Below are 20,482 nucleotides of genomic sequence, written 5' to 3' on the forward strand. Positions count from 1 at the left end.
ATGACATATGGAGCCGTTGCGGCGATTGTGGTGATGGCTGCGGTGGCGTGGGGAACTGCGCGTGCCGTGAAGCGTCGCCACACTCGCGCGATCGGCTGGCCGTGGGCACTCATCGGAGTGCTCGCGCTCGGCCCCGTCCTGTACCCGCCCTACACCCCGCTGGGGTCGGTGATCTTCGAGTTTTCGAACGGTTGGTGGGGTCTCGCTACGTGGGTCGCCATTGCTGGCACCTGGCTGTGGGTGACCTTCGTGACCGTGGAACGCCGTGGCTTTGGCGCGCCGGTCGCGCATACCGCCCGCGTGATCCTGGTGTGGTGCGGTCAGGTGTGGATCTGGGTGCTGGTGATTGCCGGGGCCCCAGAGTCCGGGGAAACTCCCGGGTTCTTCGACTCGTGGACCACGGTGGCGCTCTGGGTCAGCGCAGTCGCCGCGGTCGTCTGCCTCGCGATTCTCGCGTTGCGGAAGGTCCCCGCCCCGGAACTGCGTCGCAACTAACGCGCGGCTACGGTCCCGCCGCACAGGCGAGAGCCGTGGCCGCCGTGGTTGCTGCTAGCGGCCCAGTGCCCGCTTGAGCTTCAGGGCCCACACCAATGCCCGGTAACGCAGCGGCTTGACTGGCACATCCCATGCGCCGTCGACCTCGACGATCTCGCCGAACTGTGCCTTGAAGTCGCGTACGCCCATCAACGTGGGTGCACGCTCGGAGCCCACCCCCATGAGGTCGTACTGAGTGACTCCTTCCGCCTTGAGTCGCAGCAGGATCTCCCACTTCAAGCGGATTGCTGCGTTGGTGGCGAACGCCTCCGCGTTGGATCCGCCGTACACGTCGCAGCCAGCGTTGTCGTACACCGTTGAGATGATCCATGACACGGCCCGGCCGGGTTTGCGATCGCCGTCAGGCCCGGTGTCATGACGGCGGGCTACCCACACGCGGGCGTTCTCGCCCAGCGCCTCAATCATGTTGAGGTACACCTCAATGGGGAAGATGCCAAAGCCATCACGCTCCGCCGTTTCCCGGTAAATCTCGTACAGCTCCGCGAAGTCCTCAGCCGAGATGCCCGACTCATCCGTGACCACCATGTCCGTGTCACGCAATGTGCGGCGGACCTTCTTGCGGCCCGTCTTGGAGAAGGACCCCAGGATCGCTTCTTCATCCGGCGTGAGGTCGATCACGACGGTTCGGTCGTACGTGACGGTCTGCAACAGCTCCCGCAGGTCAGAGTCCGCAGTGGCGGCGTGCAGGCGAATGAACGCCGCCCACGGCGCCTCTGCTTTCACATACGCCACGAGCGCACGGCGCACCATCTTTGCCCGCGCTGACGTCTGCTCTGCCACCCAGACGGGACCGTGACGCGCCCACAGGTAGCGGAAGCCGCGGCCCTCGTAGGCAGACAGCGAGATCACAGCGACTGCATCGTCCCCAGCCTTCAGGACCAGCCTGCGCCAATGCGCGCGTCCCTCGACCGCCTCGTCGTACGCATCCCACACGGGGGCTTGTTCGATCGGGACAGGATGGTTGGCACGGCGCGCAAGATCCACAAACTCCTGGTCGCCGATCTCGCTCACAGTCAAAGGCAGGGCAGTCACAGAGGCCAGCCTAGACGGGGGAACTCTCAGACGGCCGATGCGAACGGCCGCGCCGCTTCATCCACGACAGCCGTCGTGGATGGGCGGGGCTACAGGCCGTCAGCCGTGGGCTCCGGGTAGAACTCCTTGTACTTGCGGGCGAGACGCATGTCGAGAAGGCGCACGTAGATACGGCGCTTGAGTGAAGCATCGGCCCCATAACGCAGCGGGTGGGCGATCCCGTGACGTTTGCGAGCATCGTCCACCTTGGCGCGCAGCGCGTCGTCCAGCAGGTACCGCTTCAACAGTCGCCACGGCACCACGGAGTACAGCACTTCCTTGGTGGGCGTCAGCGCGGGCGCGTCGCCAGTCGCGTACTGGGGAAGCAAGTCGCGGGCCAAGACCTCGGCCACATTCACGCCCGCGGCAGTGACGTAGTGGTTGTTCCGGCCGATGCGCGGATTGACCTCGAAGAACACGTTCTCTCCCGTACGGGAGGAGACCTTGTAGTCAAAGTTCGCGAAGCCCGTGTAGCCCGCAGCGTCCAGAAGGCGGCGCGCATCATCAAAGGCCGGCTGATCCACGCCCGTGAGGATCGCAGCAGGAATGCCCAGCGTGCCCGGAGTGTGTTCCTCCAGCAGCACCTGTCCACCCGCCAGCAGCGAGGTTTCACCGCTGGAGTCCCGGTACGCCGTCAGCGACCGCATGTGAGTCTCATCCCCAGGAACAAACTCCTGCACCAAGAACTCGGACGGATAGTTCCGCTCTGCCAAGTGCTCCAGCACCTCACGCAGCTCCGCGGTGGAGTGGAAGTGGTGGATCTTCAACTTGCCGGGGAAATCCACCTCAAACCAGTCAGCGCTCGCCGACGGCTTGCCGATCAGAGGGAACTCCAGGCCCCGGGCCTCGATCTGCTCCACAGCACTGTCTGGGGTCAGCGCGCCCGCCGCCACGGCACTGGCCGTAAAGCCCACATCCAACGTCACCGGCGTACGAATCCCCAGGTCGTCACACAAGGTCTGGAAACCTGTCTTGGAGCTGACCTTGTCAAACGCCTCCAGGCTGCACAGCGGCACATGCCACCGCGGATCCAAGTGCTCCCGCTGCTGAATGATGGCGCGCACCGTCCAGTCAAGGTTCGTGAACAGCACCAGCTCGTGATCCGGATTGTCCGCAGCAATACCGTTCAGACGGTCGCGCAGCGCCACCGGATCCGCCATGTTCGGCTCGTGAATCCACTCGCTCAACGTCGAGTACCGCATAAAGGTGGTCACCACCTTCGACACCACCGCGGTACGCCACCCCAACCCTTCATGAGCGGCACGCAAAAACGCGTACACACCAATGTCGCCACCAAGGCCCACGACCAGAACAGGCTTCACATCTACCTCACGAAATTCAGTCGGCTACCGCTGCGCCGCCAGTCTAGGCGGGTCGCCTGACAGGTTCCCGCTGTGACGGCCCCCACAAGGGCTGGCGTGGGCCACACGGGACAGGTATCCTTTTCCGTGGCTCATTGGGCCGCCACCCGGCAGTCCAAGACGCCAAGCATCAACCCTCCTGCCACGGAACGTCCGTGGCCGCATGAGTCCAAAGGAGGTGGGTTTCACGATGCGTCAGTACGAGATGATGGTCATCCTCGATCCCGAGGTGGACGAGCGTACGGTTCAGCCCTCGCTCGACAAGTACCTGAACGTGGTCACGACCGACAAGGGCACCGTCGACAACGTCGACATCTGGGGCCGCCGTCGCCTGGCCTACCCGATCAAGAAGAAGAACGACGGAATCTACGCGGTCATTAACTTCACCGCAGAGTCCGCCACCGCTAAGGAACTCGAGCGTCAGCTCGGCCTGAACGAGACGATTCTTCGCACCAAGCTGCTGCGTCCCGACGCCAAGTAGCACTGATCCCGACTGCACTAAATACTCAACACGAAACTAAGGGGAACATCCATGGCAGGCGAAACTCCGATCACCGTTGTCGGAAACCTCACCGCTGACCCGGAACTGCGATTCATCCAGTCCGGCGCAGCAGTCGTGAACTTCACCGTGGCATCCACGCCGCGCACCTTCGACCGTCAGTCGAATGAGTGGAAGGACGGCGACACCCTGTTCATGCGTTGCTCGCTTTGGCGCGAAGCCGCAGAAAACGTGGCCGAGTCGCTCACCAAGGGAACCCGCGTCATCGTGACCGGCCGCCTGGTGCAGCGTTCGTTTGAGTCCAACGGGGAAAAGCGCTCGGTAGTCGAGCTCCAGGTCGACGAGGTTGGTCCCTCGCTGCGTTACGCCACCGCCAAGGTGAACCGTACCCAGCGTTCGGGCGGCCCCGGCGGCGGTGGTGGCTTCGGCGGTGGCGCCCCGGCAGGCGGCTCCTCGAACGACCCGTGGGCAACCGCCCCCGCGTCGGACGAGCCTCCGTTCTAAACACTTATCCACTTCAGGAGCATTAACAATGGCTAAGCACGACATCCGCAAGCCGCGGAAGAAGGTGAACCCGCTCAAGGCGGCCAAGGTCGACAAGATCGACTACAAGGACACCGCTCTTCTGCGTAAGTTCATCTCGGACCGTGGCAAGATCCGTTCGCGTCGCGTGACCGGTGTGTCCGTCCAGGAGCAGCGCGAGATCGCGCGCGCGATCAAGGTCGCCCGCGAACTGGCACTGCTTCCCTACGCCGGCTCCGGCCGCTGATAGGGGGTCAGACATGGCAAAGCTCATCCTGACCCACGAGGTCTCTGGCCTCGGCATCGCCGGTGACGTCGTTGACGTCAAGGACGGCTACGCACGCAACTACCTGGTTCCTCGCAAGCTGGCCACCCCGTGGTCCGCTGGTGCCGAGAAGCAGATCGAGGGCATCCGCAAGGCACAGCGTGCCAAGGAAATTGCGTCCGTGGAAGAGGCACAGGCAGCTCGTAACACGCTGCAGTCCTCGCCCGTCAAGGTCACCGCTAAGGCTGGCAAGTCCGGTCGCCTCTTCGGCGCCGTGACCCCCGCCGACATCGCAGCCGCGATCGGTGACTCCGCGAAGGTCGACAAGCGCCGCATCCACATCGGCCAGCCCATCAAGGCGCTGGGCGAGTACCAGGTGGAGGTTTCCCTTCACTCGGAGATCTCCGCAACCGTGACCGTTCAGGTCGTGGCCGCGAAGTAACGCGCTTTACGCTCACGAGGCCCGGTTCCCCTTGCGGGGGGCCGGGCCTTGTTGTGTTCCTGGCGGCCCCAGTGGCGGGTTGGTGGCTGCGTGCGTTCCGTCCTCGGCGCGCTCCCCGCCGGCCCAAAGTGACTGAACTGACCCCGCGGGACCCGCAACACACCGGCGAGTCACGCATCGGCTCCCAAATCTCAGTCAGTTGGGGACACGCGCACCAGGCAATCGCTGCCGACCCCGCAAGGGACTCAACTTCGCCACCCCATACGAGACAACCAACCAAGCCCTGTTGCAATAGCCCATTGAATCCGCCTGCGAAAAGTGACACCAGATAACTGCCAGGAGGCTGGGGATGGCGCAGGCGGCAGCCAGTTGCGACACGCCGATGCGCGACACGCCCGGGAGTTTTCCACTCGGGTTTTCCCCAGGTCAGTTTTCACTATCTACCCTGGTAAAGCAGGCAATGGTGGACAACTGGGGTAGATATCCACACCTGCATCCACAGGCTGTGGGCACGCGTCCACAGCCTGACCCCCCGGTTGTTCACAGGATGTTCACAAGTTGTCCACGGCATCGGCGCATCTCAACTTGTGAAGTAGCGTCCCGCGCCATAACTTGGCGTGTCACACCTGTCAGGGACACTGGGCCTCAAGCCCACATCAGGGAGGTCCACCGCTTTATGTCAGTCGACGAGCTCGAAGCTTCATACGGTCAGGAACCGCCCTCCTATGAGCGGCTCCCTCCGCAGAACCTTGAGGCCGAACAGTCGGTGCTGGGCTCCATGCTGCTGTCCAAGGACGCTATGGCTGACGTCATTGAGATGGTGCGCGCGGATGACTTCTACAAGCCCGCCCACGAACTGATCTTCGACTGCGCCGTCAAGCTCTACAACGGCGGTGACCCGGTGGACGCGCTGACGGTGGGCGCGGAACTACAGCGCACCAACCAGCTGAGTCGCGCCGGGGGAGCGGAGTACCTCCACACGTTGATCTCGGTGGTGCCGTCGGCGGCATCGGCGGGCTACTACGCCAAGCTGGTCCGCGAGCAGTCCATCCTTCGTCGCCTCGTCGAGGCCGGCACGCGCATTGCGGGCATGGGCTACGACGGTGACGGCTCAGAAATTGACGCCGTCGTTGACGGCGCACAAGCGGAGATCTTCAAGGTCACGGAACGTCGCAACACCCAGGACTACCTGTCACTCGGGGACGTCATGGAGCAGACGCTCGAGCAGGTGGATGCCGCGTCGAGCCGTGACGGCGAAATGCTGGGTGTTCCCACCGGCTTCCGGGACCTCGATGAGCTGACAGGTGGCCTCCAGGGCGGTCAGATGATCGTGATCGCGGCACGTCCCGCCGTGGGTAAGTCAACCCTGGGCTTGGACATTGCACGGTCCGCGTCGATTCACCACAACCGGGCGTCCGTCATCTTCTCGCTCGAAATGAGCCGCGAAGAAATCACCAAGCGCATGCTGTCCGCAGAGGCGAGCGTCAAACTGTCCAAGCTGACAAAGGGGCCGATGGGTCCCAATGACTGGGAGCGCCTGGCCCACACTGCCGCGCGGCTCGCCAAGGCACCGCTGTTCATCGACGACTCCCCGAACATGACGCTCATGGAGATTCGTGCCAAGTGTCGCCGCCTCAAGCAGCAGCACAACTTGGGTTTGGTGGTGCTGGACTACCTGCAGCTGATGAGTTCGGGACGCAAGGTGGAGTCGCGCCAGCAAGAGGTGTCCGAGTTCTCGCGTGCGTTGAAGCTTTTGGCGAAGGAGATCGAGGTCCCTGTGATCGCGATCTCGCAGCTGAACCGCGGTTCTGAACAGCGCACGGAGAAGAAGCCGATGCTGTCTGACATGCGTGAGTCCGGCGCCATCGAGCAGGACGCAGACATCGTGATCTTGCTGCACCGTGACGATGTGTATGACCGCGACAACCGTCCGGGCGAGGCGGACTTCATTGTGGCGAAGCACCGTGCCGGCCCCACCGACACGATCGCGGTCGCGTTCAAGAAGGATTACGCCCACTTCACCGACATGGCGCCCGACATGTAGCTCGCACTCGCGTGCGGAACCCATCCGGGTGGGCTGTGACTTCGAATACTGCGCAGGACTCGGCGCGAGCATGCGCTGGGGACGTGACGTACCGTGACCAATGAACCCCGGGAGGCCACCATGGCTGTGACAACAATGCAGGCTCGCACCAGGACAGCGGTGTCGAGGAAGACGCTCATGACTCTTGCTGCGGTGGGCGTCGCAAGTTTCACCTTGACTGCGTGTGCAAGTGACGCGGAGCCGGCGGACGCGATGTCCGGCTCGGAAGATGCGATGGAGTCCACGCACGACTCCATGGAGTCGACCACTGAGGCGACCGCCACCGCGGACGCCATGGAAGACGACGCCATGGACAAGGACGACGACGAGTCCTCCGACGACGCCATGGCCGCCGATGTCCCCACCGAACTGGACTTCACCGCCACGACACTGATGGACGGCGCCGAGTTCGCTGGCGCAGACCTTGCCGGCCAGGACACGATCTTGTGGGCATGGGCATCGTGGTGCCCGATCTGCCAGGGCGAGGCGCCGGATGTGGCGGCTGCGAATGCCGCACTGCCGGACGGTGTCACGCTGTATGGCCTGCCCGGCCAGGCAGATGTGGACTCCTCACAGGGGTTCGTTGACACGTATGGCCTGGGCGACTTCCAGCACATCTTTGATGAGGATGGCTCGCTGTGGTCCGGGTTCGGTGTGAGCTACCAGCCGGCCTTTGTGCTGATCAATGATGACGGCACGATCGAGACCGTGGCCGGATCGCTCGACACGGACGAGATCGTTGCAGCGGCGGAGGATCTGGCTTCGCGTTAAGCCTGCTCCTCGCGCTCACACGCTCAGCGTGCGAAAGTGCCGGAACATTGAGGGGTTCCGGCACTTTTGTGTACGTAGCGGGCTTGAGGGTAGCGGGCCTAGGACAGATGCGGCAGTGGCGGCCGTAGCGTCACAGCTTGTCTTTGATGGAGTCCAGCGTGCTGGCGTCGGCCACGCGGATGGTGGAGGCCGGTGCCGGCGTTTCCCGGGCATCGGCCCGTCCCGTGACGAACGCCCACACGACGGCGGCGAGCGCTACTGCGCCCAAGGCGATCAGTACGGGCGTTCCCCAGGAGGACACGGCCGCGGAGACTGCCTGCTGGGCGGAGATGGTGACTTCCAGGACTGGTTCGAGCGCGTGGACGCCGTAGCGGGGGAGGACCTCGGCGAGGCCGAACACGGCGACGTAGACACCCGCGAGGACCATGAGAACACCGCCCGCACGCATGATGGCAACAGTGTGGCGTCGCAGTCCGGCGGCGAGTCCGGAGCCCAGGAGCGCGGCAAGGATGGAGACCAAGACGACGGCTGTGCCCATGCCGAGTGCGTAGGCCAGGAAGGGGACCACGGCGTTGGCGGGGTTGGTGGCGTTGAGTGCTTGCGTGACGACCACGAGGAACAGGCCGATGGTGCAGCTCAGCGACGCGATGGCGAATGCTGCGCCGTAGCCCACTTGGGACCAGAACGTGGTCCGGGGGGCGCGGCCGTCGAGCCGGAGGCCGGGTCCGCTCATTTCGCCCCGCACAGTCAGGACCACGCCCAGGGCGGCGAGCGCCACACCAATGACGATGGTGACGTAGGACACGTACGGCAGGATCGATGCTTGGAGAGCGAGGTTCACTCCGCCAAAGAGCAGCCCTAGCAGGAGGAACACGGCCAGGAAGCCTGCGCTCATCGCGACGCCGAAGCGGATAGCGCGCCGTAAGGCCGTGGTGCGGGGGACCGATGAGTCCGCGCTACCGGTGACGAGTGCGGTGATGTAGGCGGGTAGGAGCGCGAAGCCGCAGGGATTGAATGCGGCTACTGCGCCTAGGACCAGGGCGTATGCCGCTGCGGCCGTGTCAAGCATGTGTCCTCCTGGTGTGGGATGCCTGCGGTGTTCGGAGCGGATGGGCGTGTGGATGCCTGGTGTGGCCAGGGTACTGCGGGGGCTGCACTGGGGCCGGTGCCGCGGGGCGACGCCGTGGGGCCGATGGTGGGGTCGCCCGGCCGGGCCATCTTGAGAATGAGAATGATTACTATTCTGTGGTACGGTCGTGCCAGCGGCCAGGGTGTGACTGCAGCCCGCCCCGGCCGCCCATCAACGGAGAAGCGACCCGCGCTGAGCGGACCCGCACTCACCCCCACGTGCCGGGCTTGACCACGAGCCCCCAACACTAGGAAGGCAAGTCCTACCAGGGCTTACACATCATGAAACTGAACCACGCCACCGCCGGCTCCGCAGTCGGCATTGCCGCGCTGATCGCGCTCGCCGCCTGTGCTCCCGCTGACAGCGACGCCGAGGCCACTGCAGGCACCACCGCCGACGCCCACGAAGAGCACGCTGACGACCACCACGACGAAAACGCCGGGTCCTCGGCACAGGAAGCCTCCGCACGCACCCCGCGCCTGGTTGCCACCTACGACGGTGGAGTAGTGGTGCTGGACGCCACCACACTGGAAGTGGAAGGCGACATCGCGATCGACGGTTTCAACCGCGTGTCTCCCGCGGGCGACGGTCGCCACGTGGCTGTCTCCACTGAGGGTGGCTGGGCCATCCTGGACGCCGGCACCTGGTCTCAGGAGCACGGCGACCACTACCACTACTACGTGGCGGACCCTGCCCTGACGGATCTGTTCATCGACGCGACCACCCCCGGCCACGTGGTCCCTCACGACGGCCTCACCGCACTGTGGGATGACGGCACCGGCAAGGTCCAGGTTGTTGAGACGTCCGAGTGGACCGACATGGTGGAGCACGAACACCTGCACACCATCCGCGAATGGACGGCAGAAGAAGCGCACCACGGCGTGGCTGCGGTATCCGAAACTGGCGAACTGCTGGTGACGCGCGGAAACGAAGACGAGCGCACCGGCGCAATGCTGCTGGACGCTGAGGACGCGGTCCTGGCCTCGAGTGACGAATGCCCGGGTGTCCACGGCGAGACTGCCTTCACGAACGCTGAAGGCGAAGAGTTCTTCATGGTCGGCTGCCAGGACGGTGCGCTCGCTTTCCACGGCGAGCACGTCCACAAGCTGAGCGTTGACGGAGACTTTGGTCGCATCGGCAACCTGCACGCCTTTGATGGCTCGGATGTGGTCCTGGGTGACTACAAGTCCGACCCTGAGGGCGGCCTGGGTTTGAGCGAAATCTCTATCCTGAACCCGGAAGAGGAAACCATCACCGTGGTCAACCCCTTCGGTGACGCCGATGCCACCTACACCTGGCGTGGAATCCGCCGCGGTTCCGAGGGTGAACTGTTGGTGTTGGGATCCGATGGTGTGCTGCGCACCCTGGACGAGTCCGGTGAGGTGCTGACCGAGACTGCCGTGATTGACGCGTGGGAGGTGCCCGAGGAGTGGCAGACCGCCCACCCGTCCCTCACCATCGTTGATGGCATGGCGTACATCGCAGACCCGGCCACGGAGACGGTCCACATCGTGGACTACGTGACAGGCGAGGTCTGGAAGTCCGTCGAGGTGGGCTTCGCACTGAACGAAGTCACCTCCGTCACCGGATAACTGTTCACCCGCCCAGTTCCACCGCTCTCCTGGTGGGCTGGGCGAGCGTGAGCGCACGGCACCGGCCGTCGTTGAGCTTCCTTACGGGAGCACAGCGGCGGCTGATGCTGTGTCTGGGGTGCGTTGCAAAGCGTCGAGCCGCTCTGCAACCGCCTCCCGCGGTAGGTCGGGGGCGGACGACACCATGGCGTAGATGGCGCGGCCGCGCTCGGTGGCGAGCAACAGGTGCTTGTCGCGTTCGCAGTGCGCTTTGAGGACTTGGTTTACGACACCCACGTTGACGCCGTTGCCCATCTGTTTGTAGGTCAAGGCGTCACGCTGGGTTCCGAAGGAGAAATTGTCGGGTAGCCCTTGGAGCCGCGCCGCTTCGCGCGCGGAGAGTTTCCGCTTGAGTGGTCCGATGATGGGGGTCTGCGTGATGGCGACCAGCGCAGGCAAGTGGGTGGGGCGTTTGACCCTCAGCCCAGACGGCCTGAATGAGATCACGCAGTCCCACATGGACTCAGCGTCCTGGGCCTGCCACTCCAGTTTGCGCCGTGACTCTGGGAACTGGCGAACCCTACGAAGCCACTTGCCCATCTCTTTCGCTCCAAGGAACTCCCGTAAGCCGTCGTACAGGTCAAAGTTCTTCTTGAGAAAGCCAGCCTTCCAGGCTGGGGCGCCATCGAGAAGACGCTCACGCTCAGCTGAAGTCGATACCCAAGCATCGGCCCAGATCGGGTGGCCGGGAAGTCTCCTGATGGGCTCGCCGGTGCGGCGTGATTGATCGGCGCGCCACGCCCGCATGAAGACCACCATCTGCTCCCAGTGATCAACCCATGCGCGCTCATCTAGTGAAATCTCGGTACCGGCCACATTGCGGGAAGCGTCCATGGGTAGATCCTCGACGAGGTTCCATTCACGGTGCATCAGCACGTGTTCGGGGAGCGCAACTGGGGCCGGGTCTGGATCCATGACCATGTGCTCCGGGACCAGAGTCGCCGTGATGAAGACGCGCTCTCTCACCTGCGGTGAGCCGCCAAAGTCTGGTGCGATGAGGTGCGGCGAGAACACCGCGCTCTCCTCCGCGACCTGGTAGCCGGCGTTGCGCAGGTGTTCGATGATGACCTGCCACTCATGCTTGTGGCGGGGGCCAGCGAGGTTGCGCACGTTCTCGAGGCAGATGAGCGTGGGCTTGCGTTCGCGCACGATCTTCTCGATGTTCCAAAAGAGTGTGCCGCGGACCTCATCCATGCCGCGTTGTGCGCCTGACTTGGAGAAGGGCTGGCAGGGAAAACCGCCCGTGATGACGTCATGTGGAGGCACTGTGACGCCAGCGTCGTTGGCGTCCTTGGTGACGTCGCCAAGCGCCGGGTGCTTCCAGTTTTCCTCGTAGACCGCAGCGGCGTGCTTGTCGATCTCCACTGCATACGCATGCTCGGCACCCATTGCTGAAAGCGCTGCCGCGAAGCCACCGACTCCGGCAAAAAGGTCTGCGAAGGTGACGGCACCGGGGGCTTGCTGAGTGGGCATGAAGATAGCTTACGTGCTGGGTCCGACATCGCCTAGTTGGCTCTCCGTGCGGCGATCTGATGACTCCATGTGGGTGTCACTGATGGGCCCTGGGAGGCGTTCCGCCACGGCAAGAACTGGTTCCCAACGGTTGTCTGGTAGGAAAGTGCCATGGGAAGCATTGAGGTCGACCAGATCCTTGTCGACGGGTCGGTGGCCGCGGATGTTGACACCACCCTCAGACCCACGGAGAAGTCCGCGTTGCTGCTGAATGCGCTTCCCGGTGCGGTAGTCGAGCAGTTCAGCGGTACTCGAGTGGTGAGGATCAACGATCAGGTGATCCTCAGCGCCCAAGTGACCCACTTGGGAAACCCCTGGCCGGGGTTCAAGAAGCGCATCCAGATCCCCAACCGCTGGGTCGATGTCTACAGGGCTGCGATCGAGAGTGGCTTAGTTCCTCGCTTCGTGGGCATCTACCACTATCGAGACGTCACGGTCTTTGTCGACTTTGAACCGCACGCCTACGTCCAGAGGAAGGCGAACAACTCTGCGGCTCACGTCGCCACCAATGACCTGCACCAGGCACAGACCGCTGGCGTGTTTTCCCGAGTCGACAGTGCCGGGAACCGACTCACCAGCGTCCGTGCCGATGGCTTTGCTGCGTACATCGAGGGGCGTCTCGCTGACTTCAACCCCCATGTTGAAGTCTTCGATCAGTTCAACAACGAGTTCCTCAGTAGGGCCCGGTTGGACGCACTTCCCGCGGTCCAGGAAATGTATGCCGCCCGCTGGCCGGACACGATGCAGGGGGAGTGGGCTGGCTTCTACCTGGAGTACCGGTTCCAGGAGTTCCTGGCGCGTAGTAAGAACGACAGGTACGTGTCATTCCAGAAGGCCAAACGCCGCGGAGAGCTTGACTACGACCTTGCGTTCCGGGTTGGACAGGAGGTGGCCTTCTACGGTGACCTTAAGGCGTCCGCGACGAGTTCCCGGGAGTCGCCCGGAAACGATGCGGCCGACCTCATCGAGTGCGTGCGTAAGTACGGCCAGTTCTGGTACGTCATCTACGAGCACGAAACGTGGCACAGCAAGGACGAAGACGACTTGCCTGTCATGGAGTGGAACGAGTGGCGCCGATCTGTCGGCCACGTGGGGCGTGGGGAGTTCAACCCAAGGTCCTACTCAACGCGGTTCAAGTCTGCGGTTCGGTTTGTCGGAATGAAGATCCTTGAGGTAAACGAGGCGAACTTCCACGTGGTCCTGGGGGACTTCAACCAGGGACGTCAGCCCGATGGCGCAGACCGTGCGGTCAAGGTCATGATCTCCAAGCGCAACATCGACAACTTCCTGGTGTACTCGCGGAGTATCTAACAAGTCCTGTGTGTTGACTCGCACGGAGGCCAGGATATGTCGTCAGTCAAGACGTGATTTGAGTTGACAGCACCCGAAACCGTCTCACCGCAAGACGCATAGGGGCTCTCGACTGCGCGAGCAGTCGAGAGCCCCTATGTTGAGAAGTGAGTGCGTTAACGCACTCGGAACGGCTTACCGCACCTAGTGCATCGGAAGGCGCCAGAGACCCGCGAAAACGGCCCATACTTAGTGCGACAGTACGGGCACGTCACCACGATTCCGCGGGCCATCAGCGGCGCCCCTTCGTCTTTGTGGCGTCGACCATCTTGAACGTCATGCCCGGTTGCAACGTCGGGGGAAGGGTCTCTCCCTTCACCACGGTGCGCTCCACTCCGGTGTCGCGTCCACGCGGACCGAACATTCCATACTGGCCAGAGGCGGGAGCGCTCTGGCCAGGCTTGAGGGGTTTGTTACTCATAAGGTCTCTTGACCCTTTCTGCTCATGGTGAGCAAGACAACCGCCAATGTGGACATGGCCACACTGGCTGGACTTGGCTCGTCCGCAGGGGGCTAGGATCAAAGACACCTTGAGCCGCTAACTTTTGGTGCCTGCGAGCCCGATCCCCCAGCAAAACCGGAGGGACCGGGCTTGCCGTGCTTCTAAGCCGTCTCGGGCGGAGTTGCCTTCGACATGACCACTATATCTAGTGGTCGCTCGCAGTCGCCACCACAACATGCTGTGTTTCTCCCCAACTTGCTCACAATTTATCCACAGAGTTGTCCACAGGTGCTGCGATCGGCATCTGGTCAGCAATCGTGACGGGCACAGGTTCCGCGTAGCCCCGTTTGCGCAACACGCAGGGCCCCGAGGGATGAGTTCCACGACTTGTAGATTGCTGGACTCTTGTCAGTACTGCTTCAGCGCAGTGCGAGTCGTGAGTACCCCAGTTATGACCTGGCCGACGGGAGCTGTGAGTTCGAGCGTGTGTCCGCGAACACGTGGCTTGTGAGTCCAGTTGAGTCGGGATGCGTCGCGACGGCTCCTTGTCCCCCTTGTCAGTTCCTCTCCTGGGTCGGCACTGTGCTGGGTTGCGTCACGCACGAAGTGTGTGTGGAGCCGTCTCCCACCGCGACGCTACATCTCAGCAAAACCTTGAGAAGCCATCTACGAGCCATTATGGCGGCCGAGAGATCCGAGCCTCTGAGCGCTCACCTGCTTGATTGGCGGTGAGGATTGCGTGTGACGGGCCTACTTGTCGTCGGGGTCGACTGTCGTCGTGGCCTTCTTCGGCTGCGGCCACGACTCCGGGATGAGAACTTCTCCTTCTCGCCAATTGTGTGCGACCGCATCCTGGAACCACGGGTCCTTGTAGTTCGCGTGGTCGATGACGATGAGCTGGAAGGCGTCGCCCTTGTCCGCGGCGTAGCGAGCGAACTGTCTGAACATGTTGCGCACGGTCTCTCGGTCAGGATCAGCCTTGTCGTGCGGCGAGTCCGACTGAAAGTGCGCTTTGCTTGGCTGATCGATCATGAGAAAGCGAGGTACGGGGCGCTGCTGGTCAATGAAGAACTCATGCAGCGCCAGATGGGTGGCAACGTGATAGCCGACCCAGTTCTCGCCGCTCCCGATGTTCTCAAGAGGCAGAGGCCCCGAGCTGGTGTCGACGACAATAGTCAGGTCCTCTACGTCGAGTCGGATCGGATCATCCGCTTGCTCTAGGTTCAGGTCCCGCGCGTATCTTTCGAGCATGACGCTCAGGGCATTCAACCTTGAGAGCAGTTGTTCGCGCACGCTTCCTGAATTGAGTTCGCCCTCAAGTGCCTTCACCGTGGCCGCCTTCGAGGAGCGCTGGTGGACCAGTTCCGCTAGACCCTCGTCATTGAACGCTTTCAAGCGACTTAGGATCGCATCCACTCGCCCGCGTACGAACTCCTGGCTCGCCTCAAGCGACTCGCTACGGTCGACGGTCGCGTTCGTGGTCAGCCACGCGTCGACGATGTTCACTTCGCGTCGCACGTCTTTGATCTTGGCGTCGATGTCGCCGACCGCCTTCTGCGTACGGGGTCGGCGGCTCGATACCTCGTGCAATTCCGTTTTCAAGCGCGTGAGGCGTTCGGACATCTGCGAAACAGTGGGATCGGCACGCTCCAACGGCTGCGCACAAACGGGACATGCGTTGCTGTCTCCGTGGTCTGCGGGCATGAGGCCGAGCACCGCAAGCCTCCCGGCTTGGGCATCCAGAGAACTGTCGTATCCGTCCTCACCGTCCCGCTCGTCCAGGAGCAAGTCTCTGTGCGCGATGAGCGAACGTAGTTCGGTCGACAACTCCAAACGGCGTCCTTCCTTCGCGCGTCGCTCGTCGTGCAGGCTGATGTCCGCGTCCTCGGTGACGACTTTGCGACTCCTGTCGAACCGAATCCTGTTGAGCACAGTGAGTGGATCGGAATCGTCGGTGAGGTCTTCGACCAGTTGAACGGATCGGGCTTCTGCTAGAAGCTCCCGTAACTCTTGCTCCCACCCCTTTCTCTCTTCCTCGGCCGCCCCGATGGAAGCTTCGATTCGCCGCAACTGAGATCGGGCTTCGCGCAGTTGGCTCCTCTTCGCTGCCTGCTGCCCGTCAACTGCTCCGAGGAAGAAGGGCAGGCTGTCTCTGAGGCCTACTTGTATGCCTCGCTCGTTCTGACGGTGGAAGAGGATGCTCTTGCTGTCGATCTCATGCTGTTCCTGAAGTGTGAGCGGGACAGCGTGGCCGAGGGTGATGGCCACGGATGATCGCGTTGACTGCTCGCTCGACTCCAGGCGTACATCTGCGAGGCCCATTCGTGCCCCGAGGTGCGTTCGGAGGCTGGCAGTATCGCTGTTCAGATGTAGATCTGCGTGTAGCGGTGGTTCAAGCGCGGGGCCACCGAACTCCAGCATCGCCCGGCTACTGGTGTGACCTGCCACAGGTGCTTCCCTTGCGGCTATGGCGCGGCTGCCGTCCTGGAACTGGACGAGTAGGGCGTACCAGGAGATCTTCTTGAACGGCGCTGTCTGGGGTATTGAGGACTTCTTCCGCCCGAGACAATAGTCGACGATGCTGATCAGGGCGCTCTTGCCGGTTTTCGAATCCCCAGTCACGATATTCAGTGCGCCGGGGGTGAACCTGACCGACCGCTCTTCACCCTCGTGACTGTAGATGCTTACGCTGATGATCTGCACTAGGGTGACACTCCGAAGATGGTGTAGATGTTCGTGCTCGTGCCTGCACGGCCGAGCATTCTGCCAAGACTGGCGGACGAGCGAAGAATCTCGGCCAACTCTGTATTTGCGCCTACTTTAGTGCCAGTTGGAATGTTGGCCAGGAGGTGTCCATCCGCGATAGCGAGGATCTCCGTACGCAATGCAAATCGCAGTCCCTCGTCGACATGGGGGCGAAAGCGGCGCGTACGGTCTGCGAACGTGACTAGCTCCGCCGGGTGATTCCCCACCCATGACGACAAGTGAGTCTTTGAGACGTGAGCCAACCCTTGGCGGGTCTCGCGGTGGAGAACCAACGGTGGGACGAGGTAGCAGAGCTCCCATGGCATCGCGTGTGAAGTTTCCTGGTGGTATCGAGCCGTGCACCAGGCAATTGCCGCGCCGACCAGGGCAGGGTTGATCATGGTGGCGGTAAGTGAGGGGCGAGTGTCCCACGGAAGGAGTGCTGTCACGCGGACACTCCGAGAAGTTCCTCAAGTTTCGCCTTGAAGTCCGGATGCCAACCGATGTCCCCACGGTCCGCCAGAATGTGGCGGGAGCCATTTGTTAGGAAGTTCTCGGCGAACGTCGCGCGGATTCGTACGACGTTCGCATCATAGAGTGAATTGAACAACGCGCGACCGGCTTGCACCTTGCCAAGTTCAGTGAGCTCGCCGTCGAGTTCGAGTTGGTCGCACATGTTCTCGAACTGGATCTCCCACTCATCAATGAGATCTCGCTCGAATTTCGTAAGGTCTTCTTCAACGAGATCGCCGTCCTGCACCCACTTCGACGTTTGTGAGTATGCCCGGTGGTAGTTGACGATGGCTTTTCTCAGGTTGTTGCCGTGAACTCTGACCCATCCGAGTTGCGCGACGAATGGTCTGCTGCTGAGTCCCTCAATGATCTCGTCTTCGACGTCTGCCAGTGACATATCGAGGGGCAGCGCATCGGCCAGGAACTCATCGCGAAGCGAGTGGATTTGGTTGTAGAGCATGTCTGCGGAGATCGTTTCGACGTCCTCTGCGAGCAGCACCTTGAACGTGATGCGGTGCCACCATCCCATGAGCCGTTCAATCAGCAGGTCGACGTGCTCGTCCCGTACAGCTGTCGCGAGCTCCTCTCTGAGGAGTTGATCTGTCTCGGAAGCATGGGGGGCGTCAGTGACGATAGTGACGCGCTGTAGTACGCCGAGCTGCTCTGCCGACGTAGCGGCCAACCAGGCCTCGCGGCCCTTCTTGGTCTCCTCGGCCGTGAAAGTGTTGGCCAGGCTCGTGAGCAACTCGCTCGCGGCTTGAGGTTCGTGGTGCTCGGTTGTGAGGAGCGAGACTGCGGAGCCTGCGCTGGCGGTCGCTGTGGTGAGAAGAAAGAGCCGCGGCCCCGACGCATCTTTGAGGCTTGGGGTCTCTAGCCACACGCGGAGCGTCTTCCAAAGGTCGGGGCTTCCATCGGTGAGAGTTGAATCGCCTTGGTGGTGCTTCACTTGCTCGGCCGTGTCGAGAGTCCCGTCGGCTCGAAGCAAAGCGACGTCGTCATAGGCCTCAAGCGATACTCGTATCGCCTTGTCTTTCCTGCCAGCGCGGAGCAGTTCGAGTAGTGCCCAGTGCAGTTGGTGGAGGTGCCCGACAGCGGAGGCGGACGCATCAAACTTGCTCACTGAACTCCCCCAGGAATCTGCGCAACACGTCGGCCGCCATTCTGAATGTCACTGCCCCTGCCCAAAATAGCCATTGGGAATGGCGAAGGGATTGGCGCAACGCCGGTGGAGGCGGAACCGGACTGCCGCTGGTTGTTAGTCGCAGGACCTATAGTCGCGTTCGCAAGAGAGAACCCCGCTCTGCTCGACAGGGCGAGGAGCTCTGGAGTGGCAGGTCGGGGTTCGGTGTCTTTGCTGAGACTCATCGGACTCTAGCGGTTCTGCAACGGCGCAGCGAATCGGCGTGAGTCGACTCCGTCGGCCTGTGATCGCACCTCAACGAGAGGAGCACGCTATGGCTTAGCCTTCGAAGGCAGCACTCAGCAAGGCGGGGAAGACGCTTGCGTCGGACTCGTCGAGCAAGGGCGCGAAGTCCAAGGCCGGCTCAACGCTCGGAAAGGGCTGAGCAAGTGGAGGGGACGGCGGCGAGAGCCGCCGTCCCCTCCACGCCGTTAGGCAGCCACGAGAACGCCAGGGTCACTCGGGAGCCGCCTCTCCCCGGGCTTGGCCCGCCGGGCGATGCGCGCCTCCGGCGGGCATGCGGTGCAGCCGCCACCCTGGAGTCGCTCATGAACCGCCATGAGCTGGACGTGGTCTAAGGCGCAACGCCACCACCACCTGCCGCGGCCGGGCACGGTCTCGTTCGCATGGAGCGGGTTGAGGTCCTCGTCCCGCTCCGTGGCGAGTTCGGGAACCTTCGTGGCGATGTCGTTGATGCCGGGTACGAGGAGCCTGCCGTTGCAGACGGGGCAACTCGGCGTCGCGCGGCGGGCCATGTATCCGACCTTTTGCGTGAAGTGGTGGTCGTAGGGGCAGTGCCACGTGGCGCGGAACGTCGCGCCGGCGCTCACGTCGTTCGGTGCCAGCGGGGAGTTGGCGGTGTGGTCCCACCGCGTGACGAGGTCGGGGTGAGTGGTTGCGAGGTCATTGATGCCGGGCGTGAGAGTGCGTCCTTCGCAATAGGGGCAAGACGGGGCTGCAACGAGTCGTGCAGGTGATCGGACCCACGTGTGTCCGGACGGGCAGCGCAAATGGATCCGCACTCCCGTGTGACGGGCGGAGACTTCGTGGGGCTGTCGTTGCTCGACGGTGCCGTCCCAGAGCGCCGCCAGGTGCGGGTGAGTGGTTGCGATGTCCTGTTCACCGGTCACGATGGCGGTGCCAGCGCAATAGGGGCAGCCGGAGTGCTTGCGCGTGCGGGAGTCGGGGGTGGCTGACCAGGCGTGTCCCGCATCGCAGCTCCACCAGAAAGGTGTTCGCGATCCTGGCAGCACGTCACTAGGCGTCGAAGGGCTGTTGCGCCCCCAGTTCCACTGCGCAGCGACCTCAGGATGCGTTGCGGCCAGCGAAGTGATCGAGGCAATGAGCCGTGTCCCCCTGCACACGGCACAGTGGAAGCCGCCGTCTGCCCGGTCGCGGGCGCGGCGCGGATCCGCGAACTGGACATGGCCCTGGGCGCAGGCCAGCACCCAATGTGGCGGTCCTGCCTGCGGTGCTCGACGGGCCACCGCGTACCTGTCTCGCCACCGGGACTCGCTGAGGCGCGAACTGCGGTCGCCGTCGAGCAGCTCCGCAGGTGCGATCGGCCATGCGAACTCTCGGAAACGGAGGTAAGACGCCGATCCGCCGAGCGCGAGCACGGTGTCGAACTTCGTGCCGCACAGAACCCTGCGTTCCTCGGCCTCGGCGTACGTCATGGGGTGCACGCCGGCGAGGTGCTTGTGCTTCCACACAAGTTCGTTGAGCATCGCCGTCGACGGGTCGATGCCGACGTACCGCGCCGGATCCGCAAGGCCGAGGTCTAGCGGAAGCCCCGTTCCGCATCCGATATCCAGTGTTCGCCAGAGCTTGTCTACGAACACCTCGCGGATCAGGTCAGCGGTTGCGGCCTTCTCGTCGTCGGTCATGCCGAAGTCGGAGTCCCACTCGGAAGCGTATGCGTCGTACGGCGACTCGAACCCCGACGCGGTCCGCGGCTGGTTCTGTGCGCCGTAGACATGGTCGGCGCGGCCGCGGTTGATGATGGTGGTTTCGCGCACGTCCTTGTCGAGTGGGAAGTACTTCCAGCCATCGTCGAGCGTGAGGTAGATGTTCGTCGCCTTGTAGAACGTCATCGGCTCGCCGAAGGTGCGGATTGCGCGCGCCGCACGGACGCAGTCCTCTTTGGTGAAACCCGGGGTCTTTTCGGGGACCACGTACTCGTGAGGAGCTCCCTCGGCGTACGTCGTTGCGAACACCCAGTCGAGCTCAGCCGACTTCTCGCGCCACCAGTCCAGATCAGCCTTTGTGATCATCTTCATCTCTCTCTAGTCAGACACGGCCCACGAAGTCCGTGCGTTTCTACTGTCGCAGCGACCACTGACAAGCGACCGGGGGCACCTCGTCGATGGATGCAGGGACCTGACGCCAAGGTCGATCGGCAGGACTCGCGC

18 protein-coding genes are annotated in these 20,482 nt (G+C 63.0%); 9 read left to right on the forward strand and 9 right to left on the reverse strand.

Going from position 1 to position 20,482, the window contains the following annotated elements:
- Nucleotides 1-495, forward strand: a complete 495-nt coding sequence (locus ON058_RS01835; protein ID WP_274667322.1) for a hypothetical protein — start codon at nucleotides 1-3, stop codon at nucleotides 493-495.
- 54 nt (nucleotides 496-549) lie between these two features.
- On the opposite strand, the gene ON058_RS01840 is transcribed toward ON058_RS01835, so the two are convergent.
- Together ON058_RS01840 and ON058_RS01845 are read right to left on the reverse strand one after the other, a co-directional pair.
- On the reverse strand, nucleotides 550-1,587 hold the full coding sequence (locus tag ON058_RS01840; protein ID WP_274667323.1) for a peptidoglycan bridge formation glycyltransferase FemA/FemB family protein: 1,038 nt from the start codon (nucleotides 1,585-1,587) through the stop codon (nucleotides 550-552).
- A gap of 89 nt (nucleotides 1,588-1,676) precedes the next feature.
- Complete coding sequence (locus tag ON058_RS01845) at nucleotides 1,677-2,948, reverse strand: carboxylate--amine ligase (protein WP_274667324.1); 1,272 nt, start codon at nucleotides 2,946-2,948, stop codon at nucleotides 1,677-1,679.
- Between the two features lie 229 nt (nucleotides 2,949-3,177).
- On the opposite strand from ON058_RS01845, the gene rpsF reads away from it, so the two are divergent.
- From rpsF to ON058_RS01875, 6 genes are all read left to right on the forward strand, one after another.
- The gene (rpsF, locus tag ON058_RS01850) at nucleotides 3,178-3,468 is read left to right on the forward strand and encodes a 30S ribosomal protein S6 (RefSeq protein WP_274667829.1); all 291 of its coding nucleotides are present in this window, start codon (nucleotides 3,178-3,180) and stop codon (nucleotides 3,466-3,468) included.
- A gap of 51 nt (nucleotides 3,469-3,519) precedes the next feature.
- Nucleotides 3,520-3,990, forward strand: coding sequence for a single-stranded DNA-binding protein (locus tag ON058_RS01855; RefSeq protein WP_274667325.1), 471 nt, complete (start codon nucleotides 3,520-3,522; stop codon nucleotides 3,988-3,990).
- Nucleotides 3,991-4,018: 28 nt separating this feature from the next.
- Nucleotides 4,019-4,255 carry a 30S ribosomal protein S18 gene (rpsR, locus tag ON058_RS01860; RefSeq protein ID WP_274667326.1) on the forward strand — a complete coding sequence of 79 codons (237 nt, stop codon included), beginning with the start codon at nucleotides 4,019-4,021 and terminating at the stop codon, nucleotides 4,253-4,255.
- Between the two features lie 13 nt (nucleotides 4,256-4,268).
- The gene (gene rplI, locus ON058_RS01865) at nucleotides 4,269-4,715 is read left to right on the forward strand and encodes a 50S ribosomal protein L9 (protein ID WP_274667327.1); all 447 of its coding nucleotides are present in this window, start codon (nucleotides 4,269-4,271) and stop codon (nucleotides 4,713-4,715) included.
- Nucleotides 4,716-5,391: 676 nt separating this feature from the next.
- The gene (dnaB, locus tag ON058_RS01870; RefSeq protein WP_274667328.1) at nucleotides 5,392-6,759 is read left to right on the forward strand and encodes a replicative DNA helicase; all 1,368 of its coding nucleotides are present in this window, start codon (nucleotides 5,392-5,394) and stop codon (nucleotides 6,757-6,759) included.
- A gap of 177 nt (nucleotides 6,760-6,936) precedes the next feature.
- Nucleotides 6,937-7,569: a redoxin domain-containing protein gene (locus ON058_RS01875; RefSeq protein ID WP_274667329.1), complete on the forward strand. Its 633-nt coding sequence runs from the start codon at nucleotides 6,937-6,939 to the stop codon at nucleotides 7,567-7,569.
- 130 nt (nucleotides 7,570-7,699) lie between these two features.
- On the opposite strand, the gene ON058_RS01880 is transcribed toward ON058_RS01875, so the two are convergent.
- Entirely contained in the window at nucleotides 7,700-8,638 is a 939-nt protein-coding gene (locus ON058_RS01880) for a cytochrome c biogenesis CcdA family protein (RefSeq protein ID WP_274667330.1), read from the reverse strand.
- 341 nt (nucleotides 8,639-8,979) lie between these two features.
- Between ON058_RS01880 and ON058_RS01885 the strand changes: the two genes are divergently transcribed.
- Nucleotides 8,980-10,290 carry a hypothetical protein gene (locus tag ON058_RS01885; protein ID WP_274667331.1) on the forward strand — a complete coding sequence of 437 codons (1,311 nt, stop codon included), beginning with the start codon at nucleotides 8,980-8,982 and terminating at the stop codon, nucleotides 10,288-10,290.
- An 81-nt stretch (nucleotides 10,291-10,371) separates the two neighbouring features.
- Here the strand turns inward: ON058_RS01885 and dcm are convergent, their stop codons facing one another.
- Nucleotides 10,372-11,802: a DNA (cytosine-5-)-methyltransferase gene (gene dcm / locus ON058_RS01890; RefSeq protein ID WP_274667332.1), complete on the reverse strand. Its 1,431-nt coding sequence runs from the start codon at nucleotides 11,800-11,802 to the stop codon at nucleotides 10,372-10,374.
- A 150-nt stretch (nucleotides 11,803-11,952) separates the two neighbouring features.
- Here dcm and ON058_RS01895 point away from each other — a divergent pair, with 150 nt between their 5' ends.
- On the forward strand, nucleotides 11,953-13,152 hold the full coding sequence (locus tag ON058_RS01895) for a hypothetical protein (RefSeq protein ID WP_274667333.1): 1,200 nt from the start codon (nucleotides 11,953-11,955) through the stop codon (nucleotides 13,150-13,152).
- A 271-nt stretch (nucleotides 13,153-13,423) separates the two neighbouring features.
- Here ON058_RS01895 and ON058_RS01900 read toward each other — a convergent pair whose 3' ends face one another.
- The 5 genes from ON058_RS01900 to ON058_RS01915 form a co-directional block, all read right to left on the reverse strand.
- Nucleotides 13,424-13,612, reverse strand: a complete 189-nt coding sequence (locus ON058_RS01900; RefSeq protein ID WP_274667334.1) for a YjzC family protein — start codon at nucleotides 13,610-13,612, stop codon at nucleotides 13,424-13,426.
- A gap of 771 nt (nucleotides 13,613-14,383) precedes the next feature.
- Nucleotides 14,384-16,336 (reverse strand): DUF3732 domain-containing protein, encoded by a 1,953-nt coding sequence (locus tag ON058_RS01905; RefSeq protein WP_274667335.1) that lies wholly within the window; start codon nucleotides 16,334-16,336, stop codon nucleotides 14,384-14,386.
- Nucleotides 16,336-16,827 (reverse strand): three component ABC system middle component, encoded by a 492-nt coding sequence (locus ON058_RS11130; protein ID WP_369334895.1) that lies wholly within the window; start codon nucleotides 16,825-16,827, stop codon nucleotides 16,336-16,338. Before ON058_RS11130 ends, ON058_RS01905 begins: the two co-directional genes overlap by 1 nt.
- Nucleotides 16,824-18,011, reverse strand: a complete 1,188-nt coding sequence (locus ON058_RS01910; protein ID WP_274667336.1) for an ABC-three component system protein — start codon at nucleotides 18,009-18,011, stop codon at nucleotides 16,824-16,826. The genes ON058_RS11130 and ON058_RS01910 overlap by 4 nt, the downstream gene beginning before the upstream one ends.
- A gap of 491 nt (nucleotides 18,012-18,502) precedes the next feature.
- The gene (locus ON058_RS01915) at nucleotides 18,503-20,350 is read right to left on the reverse strand and encodes a zinc-ribbon domain-containing protein (RefSeq protein ID WP_274667337.1); all 1,848 of its coding nucleotides are present in this window, start codon (nucleotides 20,348-20,350) and stop codon (nucleotides 18,503-18,505) included.
- Nucleotides 20,351-20,482 lie beyond the last annotated feature (132 nt).

The organism is Demequina sp. B12 (assembly GCF_028823635.1).
Taxonomy (GTDB): Bacteria; Actinomycetota; Actinomycetes; order Actinomycetales; family Demequinaceae; genus Demequina.